This is a genomic window from Micrococcus luteus NCTC 2665, assembly GCF_000023205.1.
GTDB classification, from domain to species: domain Bacteria; phylum Actinomycetota; class Actinomycetes; order Actinomycetales; family Micrococcaceae; genus Micrococcus; species Micrococcus luteus.
Window position 1 is genome coordinate 2,412,369 of the sequence record NC_012803.1, and the last position, 24,286, is coordinate 2,436,654.

Genomic DNA, 24,286 nt, shown 5'->3' on the forward strand with positions numbered 1-24,286 from the left:
ACCGGCAAGCCCCTCGAGCTCAACGAGGTCCTGAGCCCACCCCCGGCCCCGGCGAGGTCGTGGTGGACGTGAAGGCCGCGGGCATCTGCCACTCGGACGTCTCCGCGATCGACGACGCCGGCTGGATGCCCCTCTTCCCCGAGCTCCCCCACACCATGGGCCACGAGAACGCCGGCGTGATCTCCGCCGTCGGCGAGGGCATGGACCACTGGCAGGTCGGCGACCGCGTCGGCCTGGCCCCCATGAACAGCAAGGGCGAGGCCATCGGCTACCACAGCTGGGAGGGCGGCTTCGGCCCCAAGCTCCGCGCCACCGACGACAACCTGGTGAAGCTGCCCGACGAGGTGCCCTTCGACCTGGGCGCCATGGCCACCGACGCCGGCCTGACCGCCTACCACGCCGTCGTCGCCAAGGGCGGGGTGAAGAAGGGCATGAAGGTCGGCATCATCGGCCTGGGCGGGCTGGGCTACATCGGCGCCAAGGTGGCGTCCCTGATGGGCGCCGAAGTGTACGGCGCCGAGGTCAACCCCAAGACCCGCGAGCTCAAGGACGAGATGGGCCTGACCGCCGTCGCCGAGTCCATCCTCGAGTTCGAGGACGTGGGCCTGGAGCTGGTGGTGGACTACGCCGGCTTCGGCACCAAGGAGGACCTGGCCGGCATCTACGAGCTCATACAGCGCGGCGAGCTGAACCCGCCGATCAACCACATCACCCAGGCGGACATGCCGGACGCGATCGAGAAGCTGCGCGAGGGCGGCGTGATCGGCCGCTACATCGCGATGTACGACGACGCGAAGTGACGCCCATGCGATGAGTCCCGCACAGTTGGGGTTATCGACTCGGATAACCCCAACTGTGCGGGACTCGTCGTGTGAACGTGGGGTTCGGGGCGGCTCAGCCGAGGTCCGCGATGAGCCGCTGGGCCAGCTCCGCGGAGGAGGCGGGGTTCTGGCCGGTGTAGACCGTACCGTCCACCACGACCTTCGGGGCCATGGGCTCGTCCGCCTTCTCGTACACGACGCCGGCCTCCTTCAGCTCCGTCTCGAGCAGCCACTTCGCCTGGTCGGCGAGGCCGCCGGCGCGCTCCTCCTCGTCGGAGTAGGCGGTCATGCGGCGGCCGGCGAACACGTTGGCGCCGTCGGCGTCCTTCGCGGCGAGCACGGCGGCGGGGGCGTGGCAGAGCAGGGCGACCGGCGCGTCGGCGGTGACGCGGCGGGCCAGCAGCGCGCCGGAGACGGGGTCCTCGGCGAGGTCCTCCATGGGGCCGTGGCCGCCGGGGTAGAAGACGACGTCGAACTCGCGGTCGTCCACGTCCTCGAGCCGCAGCGGGGCCGCGAGCTCGGTGCGGATGGACTCGAGGTAGGCCTCCAGCTCGCGCCGGTCCTCGTCGGAGCCGGCGGCCTCGCCGAGGCTCACCTGGTCCACGGTCGGGGGCACGCCGCCCGGCGTCGCGATCACGATCTCCCAGCCGGCCTCGCGGAACAGCCGGTGCGGCGTCGCCAGCTCCTCCGCCCAGAAGCCGGTGGGGTGGGTGGTTCCGTCCTGGAGGGTCCACGCGTCGGCCGCGGAGACCACGAAGAGCACTGAGGTCATGCCCTCGACGCTACGCGCGCGGCCCCGGCTCGTCCCAGGGCTCGGCGCCACGCGACGAGTCCCGCACAGTTGGGGTTATCCGCGCGGATAACCCCAACTGTGCGGGACTCGTTCATCTCCGGGGGGAGGGAGAGGGAGCGGCCGGGCGTCGTCGAAGGCCACCTGACGGCGACGCCCAGCCGTCCCTCAGATCGTGGCGGACCGGCGGGCGGCCGCGGTCAGCGCGGCGAGCCGCTCACGCAGGTGCGCGGAGGGGGCGGCGACGCCGTCCAGGGCCAGGGCGGGGGCGAGGTCTGCGTTCACCTGGTCGGCGACGTCGGCCAGGACCGAGGCGTCCTGCGTGGCCCAGGCGCGGAGGGTGAGGTGGGCGCGCATCCAGGCGGTCAGCGCGTCCTCGGACTCCGGGGTCAGGGTGAAGCCGGCGCCGGCGGCGCCGGGGCTGGTGCGCTCGACGTCGAGGGAGAGCTCGTCCGCGAGCAGCGCGGCGAGCGCCTGGCGCAGCGGGGAGACGGCGGTGCGGCCGGACTGGAAGGCGGCGCGGACGTCGCGGGCGCGCAGGCCGTGGGGGGCCACGGCGACGGCGAGCAGGCCGGTGTCCTCGGCCTCGACGCCGAGCCGGGCGCGGGCGGACTCCTCCGCCACGACGGCGACGATGCCGGGGACCTCCGGGGCCTCGGCGAGGAACTGCGCGTAGGGCACGCCGGGCATGGCGGCCAGCACGGCGGTGGCTTCGGCGGTGAGGGACTGGGTCTCAGCGGCGGTGATGGTCATGCACCCCAGAGTGAACCGGCGTTCACCGAGTCGACCAAGCACGTCCACTAAATGAGATATGCGTCCGCACTCCGAGACGACCGACCGGGGCGACGCCGTCGGGAAGGCGACACGACGACGGCGCGGCAACGGGGGCGACACGACGACGGCGCGGCGCGGCCGCACGGCATGGACGCGGCACCCCGCCAGGGCCCACGCTGGATGGGACGGCCCCGCGGGGGACAGCCCTCGCGCCTCGCACGAGCACGGAGACCCCCATGAACAGCAGGACGTCCCTCTGGCTGGACACCCATCGCGTGTCCGCCCCCGTGTCCGGTCCCCTCCCGACGGATGCGCAGTACGACACCGTGGTCGCCGGCGCCGGGCTGACCGGGCTCACCACCGCGGTGCTGCTGGCCCGAGCGGGCCAGCGGGTCGCCGTCCTCGAGGCCCGCTCCGTGGGCGCGGCCGCCACCGGCAACACCACCGCCAAGCTGTCCCTCCTGCAGGGCACCGTGCTCTCCGAGATCAGCCGCCACCAGAGCGAGGAGGTGCTGCGCTCCTACGTGGCCGGCAACCGCGAGGGCCAGGCCTGGCTGCTGCGCTACCTCGAGGACTACGGGATCCCCGTCGAGCGGCGCACGGCCTACACCTACGCCACGTCCAAGAAGGGCGTCTCCTCGCTGCGCGCGGAGCTCGAGGCCTGCCGCACCGCCGGCCTGCCGGCGGCCTGGACGGAGGAGACGGAGCTGCCGTTCCCGGTGGCCGGGGCGATCGCCCTCGAGGAGCAGGCCCAGTTCCACCCGATGCAGGTCCTGGACGCGCTGGCCACGGAGCTGGTCGAGCGCGGCGGCGCCCTGCACGAGGGCGTGCGCGTCACCGGCGCGGGGCGCAGCTCCCCGCTCACCGTCCGCACGAGCGCGGGCACGGTCCGGGCGACGAGGCTGGTGCTGGCCACCGGCGTCCCGGTCCTGGACCGCGGCGGGCACTTCGCCCAGCTCAGCCCCCAGCGCTCCTACGCCCAGTCCTACCGGGTGCCGGGGCCGATCCCGCAGGGCATGTACCTCAGCGCGGACAGCCCCAGCCGCTCCCTGCGCACGGCCGACGACGACGGCGGTCAGCTCCTGCTGGTGGGCGGCAACGACCACGTGGTGGGGCGCACGGACTCCGAGCGGCGCGCGGTCGAGGACCTGGAGGAGTGGACGCAGCGGCACTTCCCGGGCGCGCGGCGCACCCACGCCTGGTCCGCCCAGGACTACCGTCCGGCGCACCGCGTCCCCTTCGTGGGCGTCCTGCCGCGCGGCGGGGGGAACATCCTGCTGGCCACCGGCTACCAGAAGTGGGGCATGACCAACGCCGTGAGCGCGGCCCTGCAGCTCTCCACCCACATCCTGGGCGGCAGGCTGGACTGGGCCGCACGCCTGCGCCGCGTCCCGACGACCCCCGCCGACCTGCTGACCGGCCTGAAGGACAACGCCGCGGTGGGCGCCCACCTGGTCGGGGACTGGGCCCGGGCGGGCCTGCGCCCCGCACCCGAGCAGGCCCCGGCGGAGGGGCAGGGCGTGGTCGGCCGGCGCGGCCTCCGGCCCGTGGCCACCTCCACGGTCGACGGCGTCACGTGCGCGGTCTCCGGGATCTGCCCGCACCTGGGCGGGGTCCTGGCCTGGAACGACGCCGAGCGCACGTGGGACTGCCCGCTGCACGGCTCCCGGTTCGCCGCGGACGGCCGCCTGCTGGAGGGGCCCGCCGTCGCCGACCTGGACCCGGCGGGGCTCAGCCGCCCAGCCGCGCCGCGAGACCGGCCCGCACCGCCGGCCACTCCGCAGCGGTGACGCTGACGTGGTCGGCGTCGGCCACCGTCCCGTCCGCCGCCCGCCGGAACGCGCGCAGCCGCGGGGCGTCGTCGGGGGTCAGGGGACGCAGGCGGATCCGGCCGTGGGTCAGGTGCGGGTCGTGGGGCACGCTCCGATCGTAGGACGCGCCGCCCGGCCTTCCCCCGCCGCGGGCCGCGGTGGTTCGATGACGGCATGAGCCTGCGCCTCTCTCACACCACCTGGGAGGCCCTGGACCCCTACGCGATCGCCGAGTTCTGGCGCGAACTGATGGGCTGGGAGGTCACCGAGCCCGAGGCCTACGAGCCCGGTTCGGACGAGTGCTACCTGGTCACCCCGCACGGGTACACGATCCTCTTCTACCGGGTCCCGGACGCCAAGCGGGTGAAGAACCGCGCCCACATGGACCTCGCCGTCGAGGACGGCACGCGGGACGAGGAGGTCGAGCGCGCCCTGCGGGTCGGCGCCACGATGGTGGACGACCGCCGCGGCGACCTCGGCTGGGCCGTCCTGGCCGACCCCGAGGGCAACGAGTTCTGCATCCTCGACACCTGAGCCCTCCCGCTCCCGCTCGCCCCGGGGGATCTTCGGAACCGATACGACCCTTCTGAGCCCCGCGCGGGGTGCCAGAAGGGTCGTATCGGTTCCAGAACCGTCAGGGCGTGAGGCCACACCCGGACCGGCGGCGAGCGCTCAGCCGATCACGGCGTGGGCATGCCGCCGGTGACGGAGATCGTCGAGCCGACCACGTACGAGGACTCGGCCGAGGCCAGGAACACGAACGCGGGGGCCAGCTCGGTGGGCTGGCCGGCGCGGCCGAGCGGGGTGGACTTGCCGAAGTCCGGCAGCTCCTCGGTGGGCTGGCCGCCGGAGGGCTGCAGCGGCGTCCAGATGGGGCCGGGGGCCACGGCGTTCACGCGGATGCCCTTCGGGGCCAGCTGCTGGCCCAGGCCCTTCGTGAAGTTGTTGATCGCGGCCTTGGTGGAGGCGTAGTCGATCAGGGTCTCCGGGGGCATGTAGGACACCACGGAGGTGGTGTTGATGATGGACGCCCCGGGCTTCAGGTGCGGCAGGGCGGCCCGCACCAGGCGGAACTGCGCCAGGATGTTGATGTCGAAGGTGGCCTCGAGCTGCTCGTCGTCGATGGACTCGAACTCCTTCTGGGCCACCTGCTTGCCGCCGTTGTTCACGAGCACGTCCAGCCCGCCCATGGCGTCGACGGCCTGCGCCACGACGTCCTGGCAGAACTGCTTGTCCCGCAGGTCGCCGGGGATCCCGACGGCGGTACGCCCCTCCGCCTTGAGCACCTCGAGGACGTTCTGGGCGTCGGTCTCCTCCTCGGGCAGGTAGGTGACCACCACGTCGGCGCCCTCGCGGGCGAACGCGATGGCGGTGGCCGCGCCGATGCCGGAGTCGCCGCCGGTGATGAGCGCCTTGCGGCCGGTCAGGCGGCCGGTGCCGCGGTAGGAGTGCTCGCCGAGGTCCGCCTTGGGGGTCATCTCGGCGTCCAGGCCGGTGCCCGGCAGGTACTCCTCCGGCGGGGTGATCGCCGGGTAGCGCTTCACCGGGTCCTGCAGGGTGAGCTGGTCGGTGGTGGTGGTGTTCGCGTCGTCGTTCGCCACGGCGTGCTCCTTCAACGTCAGGGGGGCGACGCGCGGTCCGCGCGCCGTCCTGACCGAGCCTAGGGAGCGTCCCCGTGGCGGGGCCACGGTTCGTCGTCGCAGGTCAGTGGGCGCTGCGCACCGGCACGGCGAGCCCGGTCACCAGAGTGGCGGGGTCGACGTCGGGCCCCGGCTCGGTGTCGTAGGCCTCCCAGCAGAGGTCCCCGGGCTCGTGGCCGTCGGCGCGCAGGGCGTCGAGGAACGCGCCCCACGCTTCGGGCAGCAGGTCGTAGGGGCCGGTGTGCTGCGCGACGGCGAGGCGGCCCGTGGGCAGCGACGACGGCTCGACGCGCACCCCGTCGACCTCGAGGGGCCCCGCGAGCGGGACGTCTACGGGGTGCCCGACCTCGAGGTCCACGGTCTCGCCCAGGCCGTCGCCGAGGATGCCCCGGTACAGGGCGAACGCGGGGCCGGCCGGGGCGAAGGCGCCCTGGCGCACGGCCTGCCCGATCGCACGGAAGGACGAGTCCATGAAGCCGGGCAGGTCCGCGGTGGACTGCTCCGGCCCGCGCACCACCACGGTGGGGAAGCCGGGGAAGTCGATCACGTGCATCTCGGAGAGGGTGCTCATGCGCTCAGGGTAGCCCCGGGCGTCGAGCGGCTCAGGAGCCCCGGGTGAGCGCGGCGAGCACGCGCTCCCACTGCCGGGCACGGGCACGGCAGGATGGGCGCATGCCCGAGACCGCCGCGCCCGCGCCCCGCACCACATCCCGCACCACACCGCACACCACATACCGCCCCTCGCCCGACCACGTCCCCGCCGCCCCCGCCCGCCGCTTCCTGGAGGTGGACGTGTTCGCCACCGGGCCGCTGACGGGCAACCCGCTGGCCGTCGTCGTGGACGCCGAGGGCCTGTCCGCCGGGCGCATGCAGGCCCTGGCCGCGTGGACCGGCTTCTCCGAGACCGCGTTCCTGCTGCCGCCCACGGACCCCGACGCCGACTACCGGGTGCGCATCTTCACCCCGCGCGAGGAGTTCGACTTCGCCGGCCACCCCACGCTCGGCAGCGCCCTGGCCTGGCTGCACGCCGGCGGGACCCCGCGCACGCCCGGGCGCCTCGTCCAGGAGTGCGGCGTGGGCCTGGTGCCGGTGACCGTGGCCGACGACGGCGTCCTCGCCTTCGCCACGCCGCCCCTGCGCCGCTCGGGCCCGCTGGACGAGGCCGACGTCGTGCGCATCGCGGCGGGCCTCGGCGTGGAGCGGGAGGCGATCGTGGACCACGCGTGGGGCGAGAACGGCCCGCCGTGGCAGCTCGTCCGGCTGGCCGACGCCGACGCCGTGCGGGCCCTGGAGCCGCGCGGGCACGCGGAGCTGAAGGTCGGCGTCGTCGGGCTGGAGGGGCCGGGCGCGGAGACCGCCTGCGAGGTGCGCGCGTTCGCCTACGGCACCGAGGACCCGGTGACCGGCAGCCTCAACGGGGCGCTGGCCCAGTGGCTGCGCGGGCGGGGGCTGGTGCCTGAGCGGTACGCGGCGGCGCAGGGCTCGCGGGTGGGCCGGCGTGGGCGCGTCCACGTGCACGACGACGGCGCGCGGATCTGGATCGGCGGGCGGGCGTCCGTGGTGGTGGACGGCACGATCATGCTCTGAGGCGCGGGCGTCACAGCCCGCCGTGCACGAACTCCCCGCCCACGGCGGTGGCGACCACGTCGATCGCCGCGATCTGCTCGGCCGGCACCGCGCGGGGGTCCTCGCTGAGCACCGTGAAGTCCGCGAGCTGGCCCTCGACCAGCCGCCCCTTGCGCCCGCCCCAGCCGGTCGCCTCCGCGGAGCCGACCGTGTAGGCGTGCAGCGCCTCGGCGACGGTCAGCCGCTCCGCCTCCGGGCCGTACTGCTCGCCGGTCTCGGTGCGGCGCAACACGAAGTCCTGGATCACGTCCAGCGGACGGCCGCCGGCCACGGGCCGGTCCGAGCTGCCCGGCAGCACCAGGCCCGCGCGCAGCAGCCGGCCGGCGGGGTAAGACAGCGCCGCCCGCGCGGGACCGATCCGCTCCCGCACGGACCCGCCGAACGCGCTGATGAAGTTCGGCTGGGTGGTCATCACCACCTGAAGCTCCGCCATGCGGGCCACCTGGTCGTCCCGGACCACCCCGCCGTGCTCCACGCGGTGCGGCATCACCGGACGCCCGAACCGGGCCCGCGCCTCGGCGATCACCTCGAGCGCGAAGTCGAGGGCGGCGTCGCCGATCGCGTGCAGGGCCAGCGCCCAGCCGGCGGCCGCGGCGCCCAGGCACGCGCGGCGCATCTCCCCGGCGTCCTGCTGCAGATAGCCGCGGCCGTGGCCGTGTCCGCAGTAGTCCTGCGTCATCGCGGCCGTCTGGCCCAGCATGGAGCCGTCCGTGAACACCTTCGCCGGGCCGATCTGCAGCCACTCGTCGCCCACGCCCGTGCGCACGCCGGCGTCGAGGGTGAGGTGCGTGCCGTCGTCGGCGTGGCCGTCCACCGGGCGCAGCGCGTCCAGGGTGACCATCGTCTGGAAGCGGGTGCGCAGCAGCCCCTCGTCCCGAGCGCGCTGGTAGGCGCCGAACTCGAGGGGGCTGTGCCCGATCCACCCACCGGCCACGCCCGCGTCCGTGACCGAGGTGATGCCCTCGGCCGCGTACTCCTGCGAGGCCCGCTGCAGGCACTCGCCGATGTGCTCGTGGGACTCCGGCTGCAGCAGCCGGGTCACGAGGTTCATGGCGGTCTCCTCGAGCAGGCCCGTGGGCCGGTCCGCGGCGTCCGTGATGATCCGCCCGCCCTCGGGCTGCTGCATCACCTGCTCGCTGATGCCCGCCATGAACAGCACCGCCCCGGACACGGTGAAGGCGTGGCCGGTGTTGTGGCGGATGAGCACCGGACGCCCGGAGGCGGCGGCGTCGAGCCCGTCGCGGTCCGGCTGGGGGCCGGTGAGGTGGCCGGGATCGAAGCCGGTGCACGTCACCCACGCGCCCGGGGTGAGCTCGGCGGCACGGACGCGGATGCGGTCGTAGACCTCCTCGGCGGTGTGCGCGCCCTCGAGGTCCACGTCCAGGCGCGACTGGCCGAACCACACGCTGTGCGCGTGCGCGTCGTTGAACCCGGCCAGGACGGTGCGCCCCCGCGCGTCGAGGCGCTCGCGGGCGGTGAGGCCGTCGAGCTGCTCGTCCACCCCGACGACGGCGCCCCGCCACACCCCCAGCCGCGACGCCGCCGGGCGGGCGGGGTCGCCGGTGATCAGGTGCGCGTTCTCCACGATCAGGTCGAGCTGCATGGGGCGGGGCCTCCTGGGACGGGGCGGGCGGGCGAGGCGCGGGTGGGCGGCCTCGTCCGCGAGCGTAGCCGGGACGCGGGTCAGGATGAGGTCTCGGCGGCGCTCACTTTCAGGGCCGAATACGACTCTCCCGGGCCCCAGAGCCCCCGGGAGAGTCGTATTCGGCCCACAAAGTGCGGAGGGCGCGGGTCAGGCGGTCGGCCCGCCGCCCGCGGCGGTCATCGCGCGTTCCAGGTCGGCCAGCAGCTCGGCGGTGGGCTCCACGCCCACGGACAGACGCACGAAACCGTCCGGGACGTCGTCGCCCCAGCGGGCGCGGCGCTCGGCCGCCGTGTGCGTGCCGCCGAAGCTGGTCTGCGGCACCACGTACTGCGCCGCGGCGATGAACCGCTCGGCCGCCGCCGCGTCCGCGAACCGCAGCCCGACGAGGCCGCCCGCCGCCGTCATCTGACGCGCCACGACCTCCGCGTCCGGGTGGTCCGCCAGCCCCGGGTAGACCACGGCGCGCACCGCCGGGTGGCCCGCGGCCAGCTCCGCGACCGCCTGCGCCGAGGCGCACATCCGGGCGAAGCGGACCTCGAGGGTCTCGAGACCGCGGTGGATGAGCCAGGCCTCGTGGGTGCCCAGGATCCCGCCGGCCAGGGTCCGCCAGCCGCGCACCCGCGCCATCACCTGCGGGTCCCGGCTGGCCACGTGCCCGCCGAGGGCGTCCGTGTGCCCGTTGACGGCCTTCGTGTCCGAGGCCACGACCACGTCCGCCCCCAGCTCCAGCGGGCGCTGCCCCAGGGGGGTCAGCAGCGTGTTGTCCACCACCACGAGGGCCCCCGCGCCGTCCCGGCGGCCGTTCGCGTGGGCGCGGGCGGCGACGTCCGCCAGGTCCGCCACGCGCAGCCCCGGGTTGGAGGGGGTCTCCACGAGCACCAGGTCGTAGCCGCTCAGGTCCGCATGGGCGAGCCCCTGGGTGGCGACCAGGTCCACGTGCACGCCTCGGGGCGTGAGGTGCTCGGCGGCGAGGGCGCGGGTGGGCCCGTAGCCGTCCGCGGGCAGGAGGGCGCGGTCCCCCGGGTGCAGCAGGGGCAGCAGGACGGCGGCGATCGCGGCCATGCCGGAGGGGACCACGGCGACGTCGGCGTCCTCCAGCGCGCCCAGGGCGGCCTCGAGCGCGGACCAGGTGGGCGTGGCCCAGCGCGCGTACTGGAAAGGCACGTCCGCGCCGGGGGCGGTGGGGGCGCCGTCCGGGTCCGCGCCGGGCAGGTGGAACGCGCTCGCGTGGACCAGCGGCGGGGAGATGGACTCCCCCGGGGCCATCCCGTGGGCGCGGTGGTGCAGGACGGGGCCGAAGGCGGGCGGCGGCGGGGCGGCGGACATGGCCCCGAGCGTAGTCCCGACCCCGGACGCGGCAGCGCGCCCCCTCCCTAGACTGGCGGACATGACCTCCGGCCCTCCCTCCCCCGCCCTGCCCGCAGGACCCGCCGCCCATCTGCGCGGCGAGCACCTGACCGTCAGCCTCGGCGGGCACCGCGTGCTCACGGACGCCACGGTGCGGATCAACGCCGGCTCGCGGCTCGGGATCGTGGGCGAGAACGGCCGCGGCAAGACCACCCTGCTGCACGTGCTCACGGGCCGGATCACGCCCGACGTCGGCCGCGTGACGCGGGCGGGCACGCTCGCGTTCGTGCCGCAGGCGCTGCGCGCCCGGGACGGCGGCATGTCCCGGACGGTCGGGGACCTGGTCCGCGAGGCCCTGGCGGGCCCGCACGCCGCACTCGAGGCCCTCGACGCCGCCGCGGCCGCCCTGGCCGAGGCCCCCGACGACGCCGGCGCCGCGCACCGGTACGCCGAGGCCCTCGAACGCGTGGCCCTGTTCGACGCCTGGGACGCCGGCCGGCGCGTGGACATGGACCTCGAGGGGCTGCACGCGTGCACGGACCGCGAGCGCCCCCTCACATCGCTCTCGGTGGGTCAGCGCCACCGGGTGCGCCTGGCCGTCACTCTCGGCTCCCGGCCGGACCTGCTGCTGCTGGACGAGCCGACCAACCACCTGGACGACGTCGCCCTGGACTTCCTCACCCGCCGGCTGGTGGAGCACCCGGGCGGGGTCGCCGTCGTCAGCCACGACCGCGCCCTGCTGCGCGCCGTGTGCACCGACATCGTGGACCTGGATCCCAGCCAGGACGGGCGGCCGCGCCGCTACTCCGGCGGCTACGCCGGCTGGGCGAAGGGCCGCCGGCGGGCGCGCGCCGCGTGGGAGCAGGAGTACGCGGAGCAGACGGCCGAGCGGGAGCGGCTGGAGCTGGCCGTGGAGGACGCGCGGGAGCAGCTGCAGGGCTCGTGGCGGCCCCCGAAGGGCACCGGCAAGCACCAGCGCTCGAGCCGGTCGGCGGGGATCGTGCAGATGTTCAACCGGCGCTTCGACGAGCTGGAGGCGCACCGGATCACCGTGCCCGAGCCGCCCCTGCGCCTGGACTGGCCGTTCGCGGACATGCCCGACGGCGACCCGCGGGACGGCGCGGACGCGGCGGCGGGCACGGCGGGCGGGCCGGGCACGGCGGGCGGGCCGGGCACGGCGGGCGGGCCGGGCACGGCGGGCGGGCCGGGCACGGCGGGCGACGACGTCCTGCTCACCGCGGACGCCGTGCGCGTGGCCGGGCGGCTCGAGCAGCCGATGGGCGCGGCCCTCGTGCCGGGCGGCCGCGTGCTGGTGACGGGCCCGAACGGGGCCGGGAAGTCCACGCTGCTGCGCGTGCTCGCCGGTGATCTGGCGCCCACGAGCGGTTCGGTGACCGTGGGGAAGGACGTGCGGGTGCGCCTCGTGGCGCAGGAGACCCCCGCGTGGGACGAGGAGCGCACCGCCGCCGCCGTGTTCGAGGAGCACGTGCGCCGCGTCGGCGCGGACGAGGCCGGCGTCGACGACCTGGGCCGTCCCCTGCCGGCCCCCACGCTGCCCTCGCTCGGGCTGCTCACCGCCGAGGCCGCGGACACCCCGGTCGGACGCCTGTCCCAGGGGCAGCAGGCCCGTCTGCACCTGGCGATGGTGCTCATCGAGCGCCCCCACGTGCTGCTGCTGGACGAGCCGACGAACCACCTCTCCCCCGCGCTCGTGGACGAGATGACCGAGGCCCTGCAGGTCACGGAGCAGGCCGTCGTCGTGGTGACCCACGACCGGCAGATGCTCGCCGACCTCGCCGACTGGCCGCGCGTCGAGCTGCGGACCGACGCCGCGGCGGTGTGAGGCGGGCGGGGCCCCTGGCCACAGGCCCGGCCCGGCGGTCCGCCCTCAGAGGTGCGCCCGGCACAGCCGCCGCAGCGCCACGCGGGCCGGCAGTCGGTAGGCCAGGGCGACGACGGCGGGCCCGTGGACCGTCAGCCCCGCCCGGGTGCCGCGGGGGGTGGCGGTGAGGTCGTGCGTCATGGAGACCGCCGTCCCGGCCACCCGCACCGTCCACCGCCAGGTGCGGGCGGCGTCGTCGACCTCCTCGACCACGAACGGGACGCGCAGCCCCAGGGGCGCGTGGACCACGCCGCGAAGCCCGGCCCGCAGCCGGCGCCGTGGCGCCTCCACGGCGCGGATCTGCGGAGCCCACCGCGGCCACAGGCGCAGGTCGGCGTAGCGGGCCCAGGCCACGTCCACGGCGGCGGGCCCGGTCGTCGTCACGCGGCGGAACTGTCGGGGGCGGCGCGCGCGCCTCGCGCCGGCGGGGGTGCGGGTCCAGGGGGTCCGGATCATGGTGCCGAGCGTAGGGTCCGGACCGCCGGCCGGGACACGCCCGCCGGCCCGAGCGGCTCGGCCAGTGCACCGGGGGCGGCGTCGCGCTCCGGCAGGATGGGCGCATGACCCTCCCCACCCCCGCCGAGCCCCGGGCGACGACGGCGCGGCTCGCCTTCGCCGTCGCCGCGGCGCTGTCCCTGGGCGGCAACCTGCTCTCCCTGTGGATCGGCTCGTGGAAGCCCTCGGACCTGCCGGCCGACGCGGGCTACGCGGGCGTGCTCGAGGGCGGCTGGGAGCACATGCTCAACCAGCCGACGTACTTCACGTTCCTCTCCAACTTCCTGGTGGGGGTGACGTCCCTGCTGCTGGCGCTGCGCCTGCACCGGCCGGGCACGCTGTTCCGGGTGCTGCGGGTGACGGGGGTGGTGTGCATCGTGATCACGGGCGTGGTGTTCAACGTGCTGCTGCGGGACGCCGACCCGATGACCGCCGTCGAGCGGTTCAACGACACCCTGCAGCACATCGTCACGCCGATCCTCACCCCGGTGCTGTGGGCGGTCTTCGGGCCGCGGCGGCAGATCACGTGGCGGGTGGTGTGGTTGTCCACGCTCATCCCGCTCGCCTGGCTGGCGTTCACGCTGCTGCGCGGGCCGTGGCTGGACTGGTACCCGTACACGATCCTGGACGTCCCGCGGCTGGGCTACGACGGCGTCGCCGTCTACGTGGTGGCGATCCTCGTGTTCTCCGTGGCGGTCGCCGCCCTGCTGCGGGTGGCCGACGGCCTGCTGGCGCGGGCCGGCGTCGGGGTGGGGGCGGGCGCGGGAGTACGGGACGGCAGAGGAACCCGCCCCTGAGCCGTGTGCGGGCCGGGGCGGGGCGCGGCCCGGGACGTCGGGGCGCGGCTCAGGCCGTCGTCGTCGCCCGTCCCACCTGCACCGCCCACGCGCGGACGAGCGCCTCGGCGACCTCCGGCTGGTCCAGGTGCACGTTGTGGCCGGCGGCGTCGAGCGCCGCGTAGGTGGCGCGCGGGTAATGCTCCAGGAGCGCGGCCTGGTCCCGGTAGCCCACGAGGTGGTCCTCCCGGCCGGTGAGGATCAGGGCGGGCCCCTCGAACGGCGGCGCGGCCTCCTCCGGCACGGCGTCCAGGACGTAGCGCGCGGACAGGCGCTTCAGCGCCTCCTCGTCCACGGCGCGGACGCCCGGCAGCGCGTGCTCGCGGAACCGCTCCCACGTGTCCCGCGTCAGCCGCGGGGACATCTCGAGGAACGGGGCGGCGTCGTCGGGGTCGAGGGTAGACATGAAGGCGTCGTCGCGCTCGCGCACCACCAGGTCGGTGCGGGTGCGCCGGTCCTCGTCCGGGTCGACGACGGGCGCGAGCAGCCCCAGCCCCAACACCTGCGCGCCGAACTCGGCCGCCACGTGCCGGGCGAGCAGGCCGCCGAGGGAGTTGCCGAGCACCGCGAACGGCCGCTCGCCGACCTCCGCGCGGATCCAGTCCACGAGCCAGGCGGCGAGCTCGGGGAGGCCGCCGTCGTCCTGGAGGGCCGAGGTCCGGCCGAAGCCCGGCAGGTCCACGTAGATCCGCTCGACCTCCCCGGCCTCGGCGAGGGCGTCGTCGAGCGGCAGCAGCAGCCGGTGGTCCACGCTGGTGCCGTGCACCGCGATCAGCGGGACGCCGGAGCCGCGGCGGACGACGTGGGGGTTCTCGGGGGTGTGCTCGGATGTGTGCTCGGTCATGGGTCCGAGCGTAGGGCTGAGCGCGCGGTGCCGCCCTCTCCTCGCCGCCCTCTCCCCGCTGCCCCCTCCCCACCGCTTTGCGGGCCGAATGCGACGCTCCCGTGCCCGATTCAGGGGCTCATCCGTCGGATTCGGCCCACAAAGTGCTCGGCCGGGCCGCCCGGTGCCGGCCGGTCACCAGAGCAGCTGGTCCCCGCGGATCTGCGCCTGGAGTCCGTCGATACGCCCGAGCACGGAGACCTGCAGCAGGGCCGGCCAGGCGTGCACCACGAGCCCCAGGGCCACCGCGACCACGCCCCAGACCGGATGCCCGACGGCCGCCAGCGCCACGCCCGCCACCGCGTGCAGACCCGCGGAGGCGGCGTGGCTGACGAGGGAGCCCACGGCGGCGGTGCGGATGCGCCGCAGGTCGGCCCGGCCGGTGATGCGGCGGCTGATGGCCGCGTTCCAGCCGGCGGCGCCCAGCTGCCGGGAGAGCCAGTCGGTGCGGACCCGGCGGGCGAGATCGCGCCAGCGCGTGTCCCGCCGCCACGGCCGGTCCACGAGCTGCCGCGAGGGCTCCCCGTAGAACGGGCCGAACCCGAAGGTCCCCACCGTGAGCACGCCGACGAACAGCCCCGGCGCCGTCGGCGCCATCAGCACGAAGGCGGACATCAGGGCGGCGACGGTGAGGGCCAGACCGGCGAGCGAGCGGGGAGTCATCACCGCGGACGCTAGCGCACCGGGCCCGCACCCCGGGCGATCCCCTCGAGCCGCCGCACGTGCGCGGCCCACCGCTCGGCGTCCCAGCCGGGCAGGTTGTCCCCGGGGCCGCGCAGGCCGGCCTGCCCGTCGATCCCCTCGCGCAGGATGTCGGCGTGGCCGGCATGGCGGGCCGCGTCGAGGGCCACGTGGGAGAGGATCTGCGCCAGAGTCACCTCGGCCAGGTGCGCGGGCCACCAGGGGACCCGCCCCCGCGCGTCGAGGACGAGGGCCTCGATGGTCGCGTCCGCGTGCGCGAAGCATCGCCGCGCGTAGTCGAGGACGTCCTCGAGGGTCTCGTCCTCGGCGGCGAACAGGTCCGCGCCGTCCTCCTCGCCCACCCCCGGCGCGTCCCAGGGCAGGGGGATGCCGGCGGGGCGGCCGAAGACCTCGCCGAAGTACTCGAGCTCGCACGTGGCCGCGTGCTTGAGCAGGCCCAGCAGGTTGGTGCCGGTGGGGGTGCGGGGCAGGCGGACCTCCCGCTCGGGCAGGCCGTCCAGCTTCGCGAAGAGGGCGTCGCGCTGCCGGCGCAGCCCCTGATGGAGGATCTCCTTGTGGTCCATGGGGTGAGCCTGCCGGGATTCAGGCCGCGCGGACAGCCCTGGCCCGTGGCCCGACGTCGTCGCGGACGTCCGGCGCCCCGGGCCGCCGTCGTCGGTCCTCAGCCCTCCCGGCGCGGGACCACGGTGATGGCCCGGGTGTCCGGGGCAGTGTCCGCGACGTGGTCCATGGCCTCGTCCACGTCCCCGGTGCGCTCGTAGGCGGCGTGGATCTGTTCCCACAGGTGGGCGTTGCGGACGCCGATGGCGGCCGGGTCCAGGACGGGGTCCTGGCCGGCGCGGCGCTGGCGGTCGTAGTCCTTGAGCAGGCGGATGGCCACGGGGCTCAGGAGCACGAGCGCGAGGATGTTCACCCACGTGTACAGGCCCACACCGAAGTCCGCAAGGGACCACACGAACGCGGAGGTCTGCACGGAGCCGATGACCATGGAGGCGGCCAGCAGCAGGCGGGCGGCCGCGATGCAGATGCGCTGCACCGGCTTGCTCGGGATCAGGTACGCCAGGTTCGTCTCCGCGTAGAACGCGAAGGACAGCAGCGTGGTGAAGGAGAACAGGAACACCGCCACGGCCACGAAGGACGGACCGAAGGACGGCAGGACGGCGTCGATGCCGATCTGCACCCAGGCCGGGCCCTCCTCGACGCCGGGCAGATGCTCCACGATCGGGGGCCCTCACCCGTGCCGAGCACGTTGAAGCTGTTGGTGGACAGGATCACCAGGCCGGTCATGGTGCAGACGAACAGGGTGTCCACGTAGGCGGAGAACGCCTGGGCCAGACCCTGCTTCACGGGGTGGGAGACGTGGGCGGCGGCGGACGCCTGGGCGCCCGATCCGGTGCCGATCTCGGTGGAGTACACGGCCCGGCGCACGCCCCAGGAGATGGCGGCGCCGAGCATGCCGGCGTAGACGGAGTCGGCGGCGAAGGCGCTGGTGAAGATCAGGGAGAACATGGCCGGGACCTCCTGCCACATCACCGCGACGACGACGAGCCCGACCGCGATGTACGCGGCGGCCATGAACGGCACCACCAGGCCCACGGTGCGGGCGAGGCGGTGCATGCCGCCGAACACGATGAGGCAGAACAGCGCCGCCATGCCCAGGCCGACCCAGAGCGGGTCCCAGCCCCAGGCCGCGGTGGTGGCGGCGGTGACGGCGTTGGCCTGGATCTGCGGGCCGGTGACCACGGTGGCGAACACGGTGGCCCCGGCGTAGGCCATGGCCAGCCACCGCCAGTGCCGGCCGAGCCCCTCGAGGATGTAGTAGGCCGGGCCGCCGCGGTACTGGCCGCGGACCTTGTGCTTGTACAGCTGCGCGAGGGAGCTCTCCGCGAGCGCCACGGGGGCGCCGAGGATCGCCGTCACCCACATCCAGAACAGGGCGCCGGGGCCGCCGAGGTAGATGGCCGCGGCGACGCCGGCGATGTTGCCCACGCCGATGCGGCCGCCCAGGGCCATGGCGAACGCCTGGAAGGAGCTGATGCCCGCCGACGAGGACCCGCCGCCCACCAGCTGCCCCACCATGTCCTTGATGAGGCGCACCTGCGGCGCCGCCATCCGGATGGTGAAGTACAGGCCGAGGGCCAGCAGTCCGAAGACCATGGGGAGGCTCCACAAGATCCCGTTCGCGGCGGTGATGAACTGCTCCATGGGTTCCCCCCGGGTCGACAGACGATCCGTGCATCCCATCACACGCCCGCCCGGGGCGGGAGGTCTCAGGCGTCGCGGAGCCCCCGCCTCGCCCCCGCCTCGTCCGGCTCCTTCACTTTGTGGGCCGAAAGCGACCGTCCCGCGTCTGATTCAGGGGTGTATGCGCCGGATTCGGCCCCAAAGTGCAGGGGCCCGCCCCTCACTCATCGAGCTTCCGCACCGTGACGGCGATATCCACGTGGCCGGCCGCCGGGTCGACGAGGACCTGGCGCAGCTCCCCTTCAGCGCCGCCGTCGAACGCGTCGAGGAGGTCCAGCATGGCGGGGTGCGGGAGCGGACCGCCGGGGGCGTCCTCGAGCAGGTCGGGCTGGTCCGCGTCCGCGAGGACCTCGACGTACCGCTCGACGCGGCGCGGCAGGAGGCCCGTGACGGTGCGGTGGCCGGGCACCTGGAACGACGATGGCAGTGCTCCTTCCACGGGTAGGGCCAGGACCAGCTCCACGGCGTTCCCCCCGCCCCGACCGGGGCGCATGGCGGTCCACGGCGGGCCGGACGGCCGCATTCCCGCCTCACCGACGGCGCGGCCGAGCGCCGCGAACTGCTCGTCCGCCTCGCCGTTCGCCGTGTCCGCGTCCAGGTTCGGTCCGACCTCGATCTCGGTGGCCACGCCGACCCAGGCGGTTGCCGGCGCCTCGCGCTCTCGGCCGGCCGGGACGGCGTCGGGATCGGCGGCGAGCTGCGCGTCCGCGAGCGCGAGCGCGCGGTCCTCTAGGTCGCGACGACGGCGCAGCGTCTCGACGCTCTCGGCGAGAAGGGCCGGGAGCCGATCGGGTGCGTCGAGGGCTGCGCGGACGTCCTCGACGGTGAGCCCGGCGGTGCGCAGCACGCGGATCTGTGCGGCGGGGCGGACCTGGGCGGGCGCGTAGCGGCGGTAGCCGGAGTGCGGGTCGACGTCGACGGGGGCCAGCAGGCCGCGGTCGTCGTAGAAGCGCAGCGCCTTCACGGACAGGCCTGTGGCGAGCGCGAACTCGCCGATGCTCATCAGGGTGGTCATGGGGTGATCCTCTCGTGCGGGCGCCGGGCGCCGGGGCCGACCCGCGGCGTGCTCCGGGGCCATGACCCCAGCGTGGGCGCTCCTCTAGGGGGAGACTCAAGCCCGTCCGCATGAGCCGCCACCCTCACCCCCGGGCCGCGGCATGCTCGGCACCGCACTCCCCCGCCTCACCCCCGGCCCACAAACCGCAGCCCCCCGCCTCGCCCCCGCCTCGTCCGGCTCACGTGTGTGACCTCGCGTGTCCTGCCGGGCGCGCGGCACCCCGCTCACCCTGTGTGATAGCCCGCATGATCATCACCGGACTCCTCCTCGGCCTCGTGCTGGGCTTCGTGTTCCAGCGCGGGCGCTTCTGCGTCACGGGCGCCTTCCGCGACCTGTTCACCATCCGGTCCACCCGATGGCTCACCGCGTTCATGGTGATCGTGGCCGTCCAGTCGGTGGGCGTGTTCGCCCTCGACGCCCTGGGCGTGATCACCCTGGAGGCGGAGACGTTCCCGTGGCTGGGCACGATCATCGGCGGCCTGATCTTCGGCTTCTCGATCGTGCTCGCGGGCGGCTGCGCCACCGGCACGTACTACCGCGCGGGCGAGGGCCTCGTGGGCTCGTGGTTCGCGCTGATCTTCTACATCGTGGGCGCCACCGCATTCCGCAAGGGCCCGCTGGCCGGCACCACCGAGGCCGTCCGCTCCGTCGAGACGCAGACCGGCTCGTTCCAGCAGCTGACGGGATTGTCCCCGTGGGTGTTCGTGGCGTTGCTGGTGGCGGGCGTGGCTCTGGCGGTGCGTCATCACCTGCGCCGTGAGGCCGCCATGACCCGCTTCCGCCTGCCGGCGGCCAAGACCGGTCTGGCGCACGTGCTCACGGAGAAGGCGTGGCATCCGTTCGTCACCGCGGCGGTCATCGGCGTGCTGGCCGTGATCGCGTGGCCGCTGTCCTGGGCCACGGGACGTGAGTCCGGGCTGGGCATCACCGGCCCGTCGGCGAACATCGGCGCGTTCCTGGGCACCGGGGACATGGAGCTCGTGGACTGGGGCGTGCTGATGGTGACGGGCCTGCTGATCGGCTCGTTCGTGGCGGCGAAGGCCTCGGGCGAGTTCCGCGTCCGCGTTCCCGACGCGCGGACCACGCTCCGCTCGATCGTCGGCGGCGTGGGGATGGGCTGGGGCGCGGCGTGGGCCGGCGGCTGCACCATCGGCAACGCCATGGTCAACACCGCGACCTTCAGCTTCCAGGGCTGGACCGCGCTCGTGTTCATGGTGCTCGGCACCGGCCTGGCCGCGAAGGTCTTCATCCTCAACCACCGCGGCAAGGGCACGACGCCGGTCCCCGCCTCCGCCTCCGGCCTCACCTCGGCCGAGGGCGCGGCGGCGGACGCCGGGGCGGCCCGCCCCGTGAAGCTCACGCCGATCGGCTGAGCCGACCCGCCCACGAACGACCTCTGACCACCGACACCAAGGAGAGAACATCATGGCGAAGCACCTGCTCGAGACCGACGGCCAGGTCTGCCCCTTCCCGCTCGTGGAGGCCAACCAGGCGATGGAGCAGATCCCCACGGGGGATGAGCTCGTGATCGACTTCGACTGCACCCAGGCCACCGACTCCCTGCCCCGCTGGGCCGCTGAGAACGGCCACGAGGTCACCGACTTCGTGAAGCGCGGCGCCGCGGAGTGGACGATCACCGTGAAGAAGGGCTGAGGGGCGGAGGAGCCTCTCAGCACTTCCGCCCGCCGCGGAGGGCCTCAGACCTCCAGCAGCACCTTGATCTCGCGGCGCTCGTCCATGGCCCGGTACGCCTCGGCGGCGTCGTCGAGCGGCATGCGCGCGGTGAACACGCGGCCGGGCTGGATCTCCCCGGACTGGATGCGCTCGATCAGCTCGGGCAGGAAGCGGCGGACGGGCGCGGGCCCGCCCTCGAGGTGGATCTCACGGCCGAAGAGATCGGAGCCGTCGAGGGTCTGGTCGTGGGAGACGCCCACGAACCCGACATACCCGCCGGGGCGCACCGAGGCCAGGGCCTGGTCCATGGAGCCCTGCGTGCCGACGGCCTCGCACACCCCGTGCGCTCCGTAGCCGCCGGTGAGCTCACGCACCTGGGCGGCACCCTCCTCGCCACGCTCGGCGATCACGACGTCCGCGCCGAACTCCCGGGCGAGCGCGGCCCGATCCTCATGGCGGGAGAACACGATGACCTTCTCCGCGCCGAGGGTCTTGGCGGCCAGGACGGCGCACAGGCCGACGGCGCCGTCGCCGACCACGGCGATGGTCTTGCCGGGGCCGGCCTGCGCGGCGACGGCGGCGTACCAGCCGGTGCCGAGCACATCCGAGGCGGCGAGGTAGTCGGCCAGGCGGTCCGGGTCCGAGGGCTCACCCCCGGGCACCTTCACGAGGGAGCCGTCCGCGAGCTCGACACGCATGTACTGCGCCTGGCTGCCCGTGTACTCGCCGGCGTTGACGCAGCGGGACTGGTAGCCGGCCTGGCAGATCTCGCACGTGTTGTCCGAGAGCATGAACGAGCCGATCACGAAGTCGCCGACCTCGAGGGTGGCGACGTCCTCGCCCTTCTCCACGATCGTGCCGACGTACTCGTGGCCCATGCGCCGGTGGTCGACGTCGTTGTGGCCGCGGTAGGGCCACAGGTCCGAGCCGCACACGCACGCGGCGGCCAGCTTCAGGACCACGTCCGTGGGCTGGGCGACGCGCGGAGTGTCCACCTCCTCCACGACGACGTCGCCCGGCGCGCGCATGACGACCGCCTTCATCGTCTTGGGGATGGCAGGGGTGGCGGGGGTCTGTGCGGTCATGGTCTGTCCTCCGGTCTGGCCCGGCGGTCCGGGCGGTGTGCGGGGACCAGTCTTGCGCCCCTGAGCCGTGGAGACGACACATCGGCGACGCGGGCGGGGCCGGTGGATGACCGCGCGCCAGCGACATCACCGCCGGGCAGAACCGCGGTGATGTCGCTGGCGTGAGGTCGGCCGACACACCCCACTCGGCTCACAGCGAACGAGCACCGCCGGGCGTTACGCTGTGGTTCCCATCACATCCGACTCCCCCCGGAGGCCCGTCGTGACCCTCACCCTGCCCGCCCGCCTCGAGCGCACCGCCGCCGAGCATCCGCACTCCACCGCCCTGATCCTCGGCGAGAACCGCATGACGTACGCGGAGCTGCAGGACCAGTCCCAGCGCCTGGCCGGGCTCATGCGGCAGGAGGGCATCGGCCCCGGGGACCGCGTGGCGCTCATGGTGCCGAACATCCCGGCGTTCCCGGTGGTGTTCTTCGCGGCCCTGCAGCTGGGCGCCGTCGTCGTCCCGATGAACCCGCTGTTCAAGCGCCGCGAGATCGAGTACTACCTGGAGGACTCGGGCGCGTCGATGCTGTGGTCCGTGCCGTCCGAGGAAGCCGTGGAGGGCGCCCGCGAGCGCGGTGTGCCGCTGCGCACCCTCGGCGAGGACGGCCTCGCCCCGCACCTCGCGGAGAGCCCCGGCCCGGTGACCGAGACCGTCGAGCGGGACCTCGAGGACGACGCCGTCATCCTCTACACCTCCGGCACCACCGGCCGCCCCAAGGGCGCCCAGCTGACCCACCGGAACATGGGCACCAACGCGGACACCGCGGCGGAGACGCTGATCCAGCTCCAGCACGGGGAGACCGTGCTCGGCTGCCTGCCGCTGTTCCACGTCTTCGGCCTGACGTGCGCGCTCATGGCGCCCGTGACGATGGGCGCCAGCCTGGCGTTGATCCCCCGCTTCGATCCCGCCGTGGCCGCGCAGACCGTCCGGGAGCGCGCGGTGGACGTGTTCATCGGCGTGCCCACCATGTACGGGGCCGTGCTGGCCGCGGCCAAGGACCATCCGGAGGACCTGGCCAGCCTGCGCCTGGGCGTCTCCGGTGGATCCGCCCTGCCCGTGGAGTTGCTGCGCCGCTTCGAGGCCACCTTCGACTGCGAGATCCTCGAGGGCTACGGCCTGTCCGAGACCTCCCCGGTCGCGTGCTTCAACCATCCGGGTGAGGCGCATCAGCCGGGCTCGATCGGACGCGCCGTCCGCGGGTGCGAACTGCAGCTGGTGACGCCGGACGGGGCCGTCGTGTCCGAGGGCGACGAGGAGACCCTGGGCGAGGTGTGGATCCGCGGCGAGAACGTGATGAAGGGCTACTGGGGCAAGCCGGAAGCCACCGCCCAGGCCATCACCGAGGACGGCTGGTTCCGCTCCGGCGACCTCGCCCGGCGCGACGCCGCGGGCAACTACTACATCGTGGACCGCACGAAGGACATGATCCTGCGCGGCGGGCTCAACGTGTACCCGCGCGAGATCGAGGAGGTGCTCTACGAGCACCCGGCCGTCGCGGAGGCCGCCGTCGTGGGGGTGCCCCACCCGGAGCTCGGCCAGGAGGTCGCCGCGCACGCGGTGCTCGCCCCCGGCGCGCACGCCACGGAGGAGGAGCTGATCCAGCACGTGAAGGCGCGGGTGGCCCCCTACAAGTACCCGCGCACCGTGACCGTGCGGGACGGGCTGCCCAAGACCGCCACCGGCAAGATCCTCAAGCGGGAGCTGACGCCGGCGGGGTGAGGGGGCGGTGGGCCCGCTCGCCTCAGCCGCTCTCCCGCAGCACCCGCGCCAGGACCTCACGCGGGGAGGCCTCGCCCCGCCACTCCCCCGACGCGGCGCCCTCGAGGCTCACCAGCAGCGGTTCGACGTCGACGTGGGACTCCCCTCGCCCGGAGCGGCGGGTCAGGGTCCAGCCGTCCCCGTCCAGGCTGAGCCGGCACCCGGGGGCGAGGCCGGCGCGGAGTCGGGCCAGGGCGCGCCGCTTGAGCCCGGACGCGTTCAGCCGCGCCGTCGTCGGGGAGGCGACGGCGCGGCCGCAGGCTCCGCACACCGCCGCGTCAGCCCTGGGTGCGCGGACGGCGCCGGGCGAAGTCCGTGGCGACGTCCTTCATGTAGGCGAATTCGACGCCGTCGTGGTCCTGGATGTGGTCGAGGAGCCGTTCCAGCATGAGCAGGTTCTGCGGGCGCCCGGACACGTCCGGATGGATGGTGATGGGGAAGACGGCGTAGTCCATCTCCCGGTGCACCCAGTCGAACTGGTCCTTCCACAGCTGCTCGATGTCCCGCGGGGAGACGAAGCCGTGGCTGTTGGGGCTGGACTTGATGAACATCATGGGCGGCAGGTCGTCCAGGTACCAGGACGCGGGGATCTCGATGAGGTCGGTCTCCTCGCCGCGCTCGAGCGGCTTCATCCACGCGTGGGCGGAGTCGGCGTCGTAGTCGATCTTGGTCCAGGTGTCGCCCTTGCGCACGTAGTACGGGGTGTGGTCGTCGTGCATGAGCGAGTGGTCGTAGAGGAAGCCGCGGTCCAGCAGGATCTCGTTGGTCACCTTGGAGAACTCCCACCAGGGCGCCACGTAGCCCACCGGCTTGGTGCCGGAGCGCTTCTCGATGAGCTCGGTGCAGTAGTCGAGGATCTCGGTCTCCTGCTGGCGGGTCATGGCGATGGGGTTCTCGTGGGAGTAGCCGTGGACGCCGATCTCGTGTCCGGCCTCGACCACGGCGTCGAACTGCTCGGGGAACGTCTCGATCGAGTGCCCGGGCCAGAACCAGGAGACGGGCAGGTCGCGGCGCTGGAACAGCTGCAGCAGGCGGGGCACGCCCACTTCTCCGGCGAACATGCCGCGGGAGATGTCCCCGGGGGAGTCCTCGCCGCCGTAGGAGCCGAGCCAGCCGCCGACCGCGTCGACGTCGATGCCCACACTCACGTAGATCTTCTTGGTCATGGTC

Annotated in this window: 26 protein-coding genes; 9 read left to right on the forward strand and 17 right to left on the reverse strand. The window is 74.4% G+C overall.

The genetic code is table 11. The annotated features are described in order from the left end of the window. The first annotated feature begins 59 nt into the window (after window positions 1-59). Window positions 60-800 carry an alcohol dehydrogenase catalytic domain-containing protein gene (locus MLUT_RS22735; RefSeq protein ID WP_012751145.1) on the forward strand — a complete coding sequence of 247 codons (741 nt, stop codon included), beginning with the start codon at window positions 60-62 and terminating at the stop codon, window positions 798-800. Window positions 801-894: 94 nt separating this feature from the next. Here the strand turns inward: MLUT_RS22735 and MLUT_RS22740 are convergent, their stop codons facing one another. Together MLUT_RS22740 and MLUT_RS22745 are read right to left on the reverse strand one after the other, a co-directional pair. Further along, window positions 895-1,593, reverse strand: coding sequence for a type 1 glutamine amidotransferase domain-containing protein (locus MLUT_RS22740; RefSeq protein ID WP_010079858.1), 699 nt, complete (start codon window positions 1,591-1,593; stop codon window positions 895-897). A 186-nt stretch (window positions 1,594-1,779) separates the two neighbouring features. Next, a complete protein-coding gene (locus MLUT_RS22745) occupies window positions 1,780-2,364 on the reverse strand; it encodes a hypothetical protein (protein WP_010079857.1) in 585 nt (194 codons plus the stop codon). Between the two features lie 257 nt (window positions 2,365-2,621). Here MLUT_RS22745 and MLUT_RS22750 point away from each other — a divergent pair, with 257 nt between their 5' ends. Further along, window positions 2,622-4,175, forward strand: a complete 1,554-nt coding sequence (locus MLUT_RS22750; RefSeq protein ID WP_010079856.1) for an FAD-dependent oxidoreductase — start codon at window positions 2,622-2,624, stop codon at window positions 4,173-4,175. Here the strand turns inward: MLUT_RS22750 and MLUT_RS22755 are convergent. Then, window positions 4,117-4,305 carry a hypothetical protein gene (locus tag MLUT_RS22755; protein ID WP_010079855.1) on the reverse strand — a complete coding sequence of 63 codons (189 nt, stop codon included), beginning with the start codon at window positions 4,303-4,305 and terminating at the stop codon, window positions 4,117-4,119. The genes MLUT_RS22750 and MLUT_RS22755 overlap by 59 nt on opposite strands. A gap of 65 nt (window positions 4,306-4,370) precedes the next feature. Between MLUT_RS22755 and MLUT_RS22760 the strand changes: the two genes are divergently transcribed. Continuing rightward, window positions 4,371-4,730 carry a VOC family protein gene (locus MLUT_RS22760; protein ID WP_010079854.1) on the forward strand — a complete coding sequence of 120 codons (360 nt, stop codon included), beginning with the start codon at window positions 4,371-4,373 and terminating at the stop codon, window positions 4,728-4,730. 146 nt (window positions 4,731-4,876) lie between these two features. On the opposite strand, the gene MLUT_RS22765 is transcribed toward MLUT_RS22760, so the two are convergent. Next, entirely contained in the window at window positions 4,877-5,797 is a 921-nt protein-coding gene (locus MLUT_RS22765; RefSeq protein ID WP_010079853.1) for an SDR family oxidoreductase, read from the reverse strand. A 103-nt stretch (window positions 5,798-5,900) separates the two neighbouring features. Beyond that, complete coding sequence (locus MLUT_RS22770) at window positions 5,901-6,407, reverse strand: GyrI-like domain-containing protein (RefSeq protein ID WP_010079852.1); 507 nt, start codon at window positions 6,405-6,407, stop codon at window positions 5,901-5,903. 101 nt (window positions 6,408-6,508) lie between these two features. On the opposite strand from MLUT_RS22770, the gene MLUT_RS22775 reads away from it, so the two are divergent. Further along, window positions 6,509-7,423, forward strand: coding sequence for a PhzF family phenazine biosynthesis protein (locus tag MLUT_RS22775; RefSeq protein ID WP_010079851.1), 915 nt, complete (start codon window positions 6,509-6,511; stop codon window positions 7,421-7,423). Between the two features lie 10 nt (window positions 7,424-7,433). On the opposite strand, the gene MLUT_RS22780 is transcribed toward MLUT_RS22775, so the two are convergent. Both MLUT_RS22780 and MLUT_RS22785 read right to left on the reverse strand, forming a co-directional pair. Then, window positions 7,434-9,065, reverse strand: coding sequence for an amidohydrolase (locus MLUT_RS22780; RefSeq protein WP_012751146.1), 1,632 nt, complete (start codon window positions 9,063-9,065; stop codon window positions 7,434-7,436). Window positions 9,066-9,254: 189 nt separating this feature from the next. Further along, window positions 9,255-10,433 (reverse strand): cystathionine gamma-lyase, encoded by a 1,179-nt coding sequence (locus tag MLUT_RS22785; protein WP_010079848.1) that lies wholly within the window; start codon window positions 10,431-10,433, stop codon window positions 9,255-9,257. Between the two features lie 61 nt (window positions 10,434-10,494). Between MLUT_RS22785 and MLUT_RS22790 the strand changes: the two genes are divergently transcribed. Beyond that, window positions 10,495-12,297 carry an ABC-F family ATP-binding cassette domain-containing protein gene (locus MLUT_RS22790; protein WP_012751147.1) on the forward strand — a complete coding sequence of 601 codons (1,803 nt, stop codon included), beginning with the start codon at window positions 10,495-10,497 and terminating at the stop codon, window positions 12,295-12,297. 45 nt (window positions 12,298-12,342) lie between these two features. Here MLUT_RS22790 and MLUT_RS22795 read toward each other — a convergent pair whose 3' ends face one another. Continuing rightward, window positions 12,343-12,792 carry an SRPBCC family protein gene (locus tag MLUT_RS22795; protein WP_012751148.1) on the reverse strand — a complete coding sequence of 150 codons (450 nt, stop codon included), beginning with the start codon at window positions 12,790-12,792 and terminating at the stop codon, window positions 12,343-12,345. A gap of 104 nt (window positions 12,793-12,896) precedes the next feature. Between MLUT_RS22795 and MLUT_RS23390 the strand changes: the two genes are divergently transcribed. Then, complete coding sequence (locus MLUT_RS23390) at window positions 12,897-13,628, forward strand: Pr6Pr family membrane protein (RefSeq protein ID WP_012751149.1); 732 nt, start codon at window positions 12,897-12,899, stop codon at window positions 13,626-13,628. A gap of 49 nt (window positions 13,629-13,677) precedes the next feature. Here MLUT_RS23390 and MLUT_RS22805 read toward each other — a convergent pair whose 3' ends face one another. The 6 genes from MLUT_RS22805 to MLUT_RS22825 all read right to left on the reverse strand — a co-directional run bounded on the left by MLUT_RS22805 (window position 13,678) and on the right by MLUT_RS22825 (window position 18,511). Further along, the gene (locus MLUT_RS22805) at window positions 13,678-14,511 is read right to left on the reverse strand and encodes an alpha/beta fold hydrolase (protein WP_010079845.1); all 834 of its coding nucleotides are present in this window, start codon (window positions 14,509-14,511) and stop codon (window positions 13,678-13,680) included. Window positions 14,512-14,685: 174 nt separating this feature from the next. Next, window positions 14,686-15,213: a hypothetical protein gene (locus MLUT_RS22810; RefSeq protein WP_010079844.1), complete on the reverse strand. Its 528-nt coding sequence runs from the start codon at window positions 15,211-15,213 to the stop codon at window positions 14,686-14,688. A gap of 11 nt (window positions 15,214-15,224) precedes the next feature. Further along, window positions 15,225-15,815 carry a DinB family protein gene (locus MLUT_RS22815; protein WP_010079843.1) on the reverse strand — a complete coding sequence of 197 codons (591 nt, stop codon included), beginning with the start codon at window positions 15,813-15,815 and terminating at the stop codon, window positions 15,225-15,227. Window positions 15,816-15,913: 98 nt separating this feature from the next. Beyond that, window positions 15,914-16,420 carry an alanine:cation symporter family protein gene (locus MLUT_RS24155; protein WP_256998724.1) on the reverse strand — a complete coding sequence of 169 codons (507 nt, stop codon included), beginning with the start codon at window positions 16,418-16,420 and terminating at the stop codon, window positions 15,914-15,916. After that, window positions 16,303-17,457 carry an alanine/glycine:cation symporter family protein gene (locus MLUT_RS23395; protein WP_256998716.1) on the reverse strand — a complete coding sequence of 385 codons (1,155 nt, stop codon included), beginning with the start codon at window positions 17,455-17,457 and terminating at the stop codon, window positions 16,303-16,305. The genes MLUT_RS24155 and MLUT_RS23395 overlap by 118 nt, the downstream gene beginning before the upstream one ends. Before the next feature lie 199 nt (window positions 17,458-17,656). Continuing rightward, window positions 17,657-18,511: a MerR family transcriptional regulator gene (locus MLUT_RS22825; RefSeq protein ID WP_010079841.1), complete on the reverse strand. Its 855-nt coding sequence runs from the start codon at window positions 18,509-18,511 to the stop codon at window positions 17,657-17,659. A gap of 287 nt (window positions 18,512-18,798) precedes the next feature. Here MLUT_RS22825 and MLUT_RS22830 point away from each other — a divergent pair, with 287 nt between their 5' ends. Next, on the forward strand, window positions 18,799-19,926 hold the full coding sequence (locus MLUT_RS22830; protein ID WP_010079840.1) for a YeeE/YedE family protein: 1,128 nt from the start codon (window positions 18,799-18,801) through the stop codon (window positions 19,924-19,926). A 52-nt stretch (window positions 19,927-19,978) separates the two neighbouring features. Beyond that, complete coding sequence (locus MLUT_RS22835; protein WP_010079839.1) at window positions 19,979-20,206, forward strand: sulfurtransferase TusA family protein; 228 nt, start codon at window positions 19,979-19,981, stop codon at window positions 20,204-20,206. A 44-nt stretch (window positions 20,207-20,250) separates the two neighbouring features. Here the strand turns inward: MLUT_RS22835 and MLUT_RS22840 are convergent, their stop codons facing one another. Further along, window positions 20,251-21,312 (reverse strand): zinc-binding dehydrogenase, encoded by a 1,062-nt coding sequence (locus MLUT_RS22840; RefSeq protein ID WP_010079838.1) that lies wholly within the window; start codon window positions 21,310-21,312, stop codon window positions 20,251-20,253. Window positions 21,313-21,574: 262 nt separating this feature from the next. Between MLUT_RS22840 and MLUT_RS22845 the strand changes: the two genes are divergently transcribed. Beyond that, window positions 21,575-23,077 (forward strand): long-chain-fatty-acid--CoA ligase, encoded by a 1,503-nt coding sequence (locus MLUT_RS22845; protein WP_010079837.1) that lies wholly within the window; start codon window positions 21,575-21,577, stop codon window positions 23,075-23,077. A gap of 22 nt (window positions 23,078-23,099) precedes the next feature. On the opposite strand, the gene MLUT_RS22850 is transcribed toward MLUT_RS22845, so the two are convergent. Both MLUT_RS22850 and MLUT_RS22855 read right to left on the reverse strand, forming a co-directional pair. After that, on the reverse strand, window positions 23,100-23,387 hold the full coding sequence (locus MLUT_RS22850; RefSeq protein ID WP_010079836.1) for a hypothetical protein: 288 nt from the start codon (window positions 23,385-23,387) through the stop codon (window positions 23,100-23,102). Between the two features lie 7 nt (window positions 23,388-23,394). Beyond that, window positions 23,395-24,282 carry a polysaccharide deacetylase family protein gene (locus MLUT_RS22855; RefSeq protein WP_010079835.1) on the reverse strand — a complete coding sequence of 296 codons (888 nt, stop codon included), beginning with the start codon at window positions 24,280-24,282 and terminating at the stop codon, window positions 23,395-23,397. Window positions 24,283-24,286 lie beyond the last annotated feature (4 nt).

Coding starts and splice junctions, on each gene's coding strand:
- MLUT_RS22745 (WP_010079857.1), bottom strand. CDS start 2,364: ATGACCATCACCGCCGCTGAGACCCAGTCCCTCACCGCCGAAGCCACC.
- MLUT_RS23395 (WP_256998716.1), bottom strand. CDS start 17,457: ATGGAGCAGTTCATCACCGCCGCGAACGGGATCTTGTGGAGCCTCCCC.
- MLUT_RS22775 (WP_010079851.1), top strand. CDS start 6,509: ATGCCCGAGACCGCCGCGCCCGCGCCCCGCACCACATCCCGCACCACA.
- MLUT_RS22770 (WP_010079852.1), bottom strand. CDS start 6,407: ATGAGCACCCTCTCCGAGATGCACGTGATCGACTTCCCCGGCTTCCCC.
- MLUT_RS22815 (WP_010079843.1), bottom strand. CDS start 15,815: ATGGACCACAAGGAGATCCTCCATCAGGGGCTGCGCCGGCAGCGCGAC.
- MLUT_RS22790 (WP_012751147.1), top strand. CDS start 10,495: ATGACCTCCGGCCCTCCCTCCCCCGCCCTGCCCGCAGGACCCGCCGCC.
- MLUT_RS22830 (WP_010079840.1), top strand. CDS start 18,799: ATGATCATCACCGGACTCCTCCTCGGCCTCGTGCTGGGCTTCGTGTTC.
- MLUT_RS22825 (WP_010079841.1), bottom strand. CDS start 18,511: ATGACCACCCTGATGAGCATCGGCGAGTTCGCGCTCGCCACAGGCCTG.
- MLUT_RS22795 (WP_012751148.1), bottom strand. CDS start 12,792: ATGATCCGGACCCCCTGGACCCGCACCCCCGCCGGCGCGAGGCGCGCG.
- MLUT_RS22810 (WP_010079844.1), bottom strand. CDS start 15,213: ATGACTCCCCGCTCGCTCGCCGGTCTGGCCCTCACCGTCGCCGCCCTG.
- MLUT_RS22805 (WP_010079845.1), bottom strand. CDS start 14,511: ATGACCGAGCACACATCCGAGCACACCCCCGAGAACCCCCACGTCGTC.
- MLUT_RS22780 (WP_012751146.1), bottom strand. CDS start 9,065: ATGCAGCTCGACCTGATCGTGGAGAACGCGCACCTGATCACCGGCGAC.
- MLUT_RS22785 (WP_010079848.1), bottom strand. CDS start 10,433: ATGTCCGCCGCCCCGCCGCCGCCCGCCTTCGGCCCCGTCCTGCACCAC.
- MLUT_RS22840 (WP_010079838.1), bottom strand. CDS start 21,312: ATGACCGCACAGACCCCCGCCACCCCTGCCATCCCCAAGACGATGAAG.
- MLUT_RS22740 (WP_010079858.1), bottom strand. CDS start 1,593: ATGACCTCAGTGCTCTTCGTGGTCTCCGCGGCCGACGCGTGGACCCTC.
- MLUT_RS22750 (WP_010079856.1), top strand. CDS start 2,622: ATGAACAGCAGGACGTCCCTCTGGCTGGACACCCATCGCGTGTCCGCC.
- MLUT_RS22855 (WP_010079835.1), bottom strand. CDS start 24,282: ATGACCAAGAAGATCTACGTGAGTGTGGGCATCGACGTCGACGCGGTC.
- MLUT_RS22835 (WP_010079839.1), top strand. CDS start 19,979: ATGGCGAAGCACCTGCTCGAGACCGACGGCCAGGTCTGCCCCTTCCCG.
- MLUT_RS23390 (WP_012751149.1), top strand. CDS start 12,897: ATGACCCTCCCCACCCCCGCCGAGCCCCGGGCGACGACGGCGCGGCTC.
- MLUT_RS22760 (WP_010079854.1), top strand. CDS start 4,371: ATGAGCCTGCGCCTCTCTCACACCACCTGGGAGGCCCTGGACCCCTAC.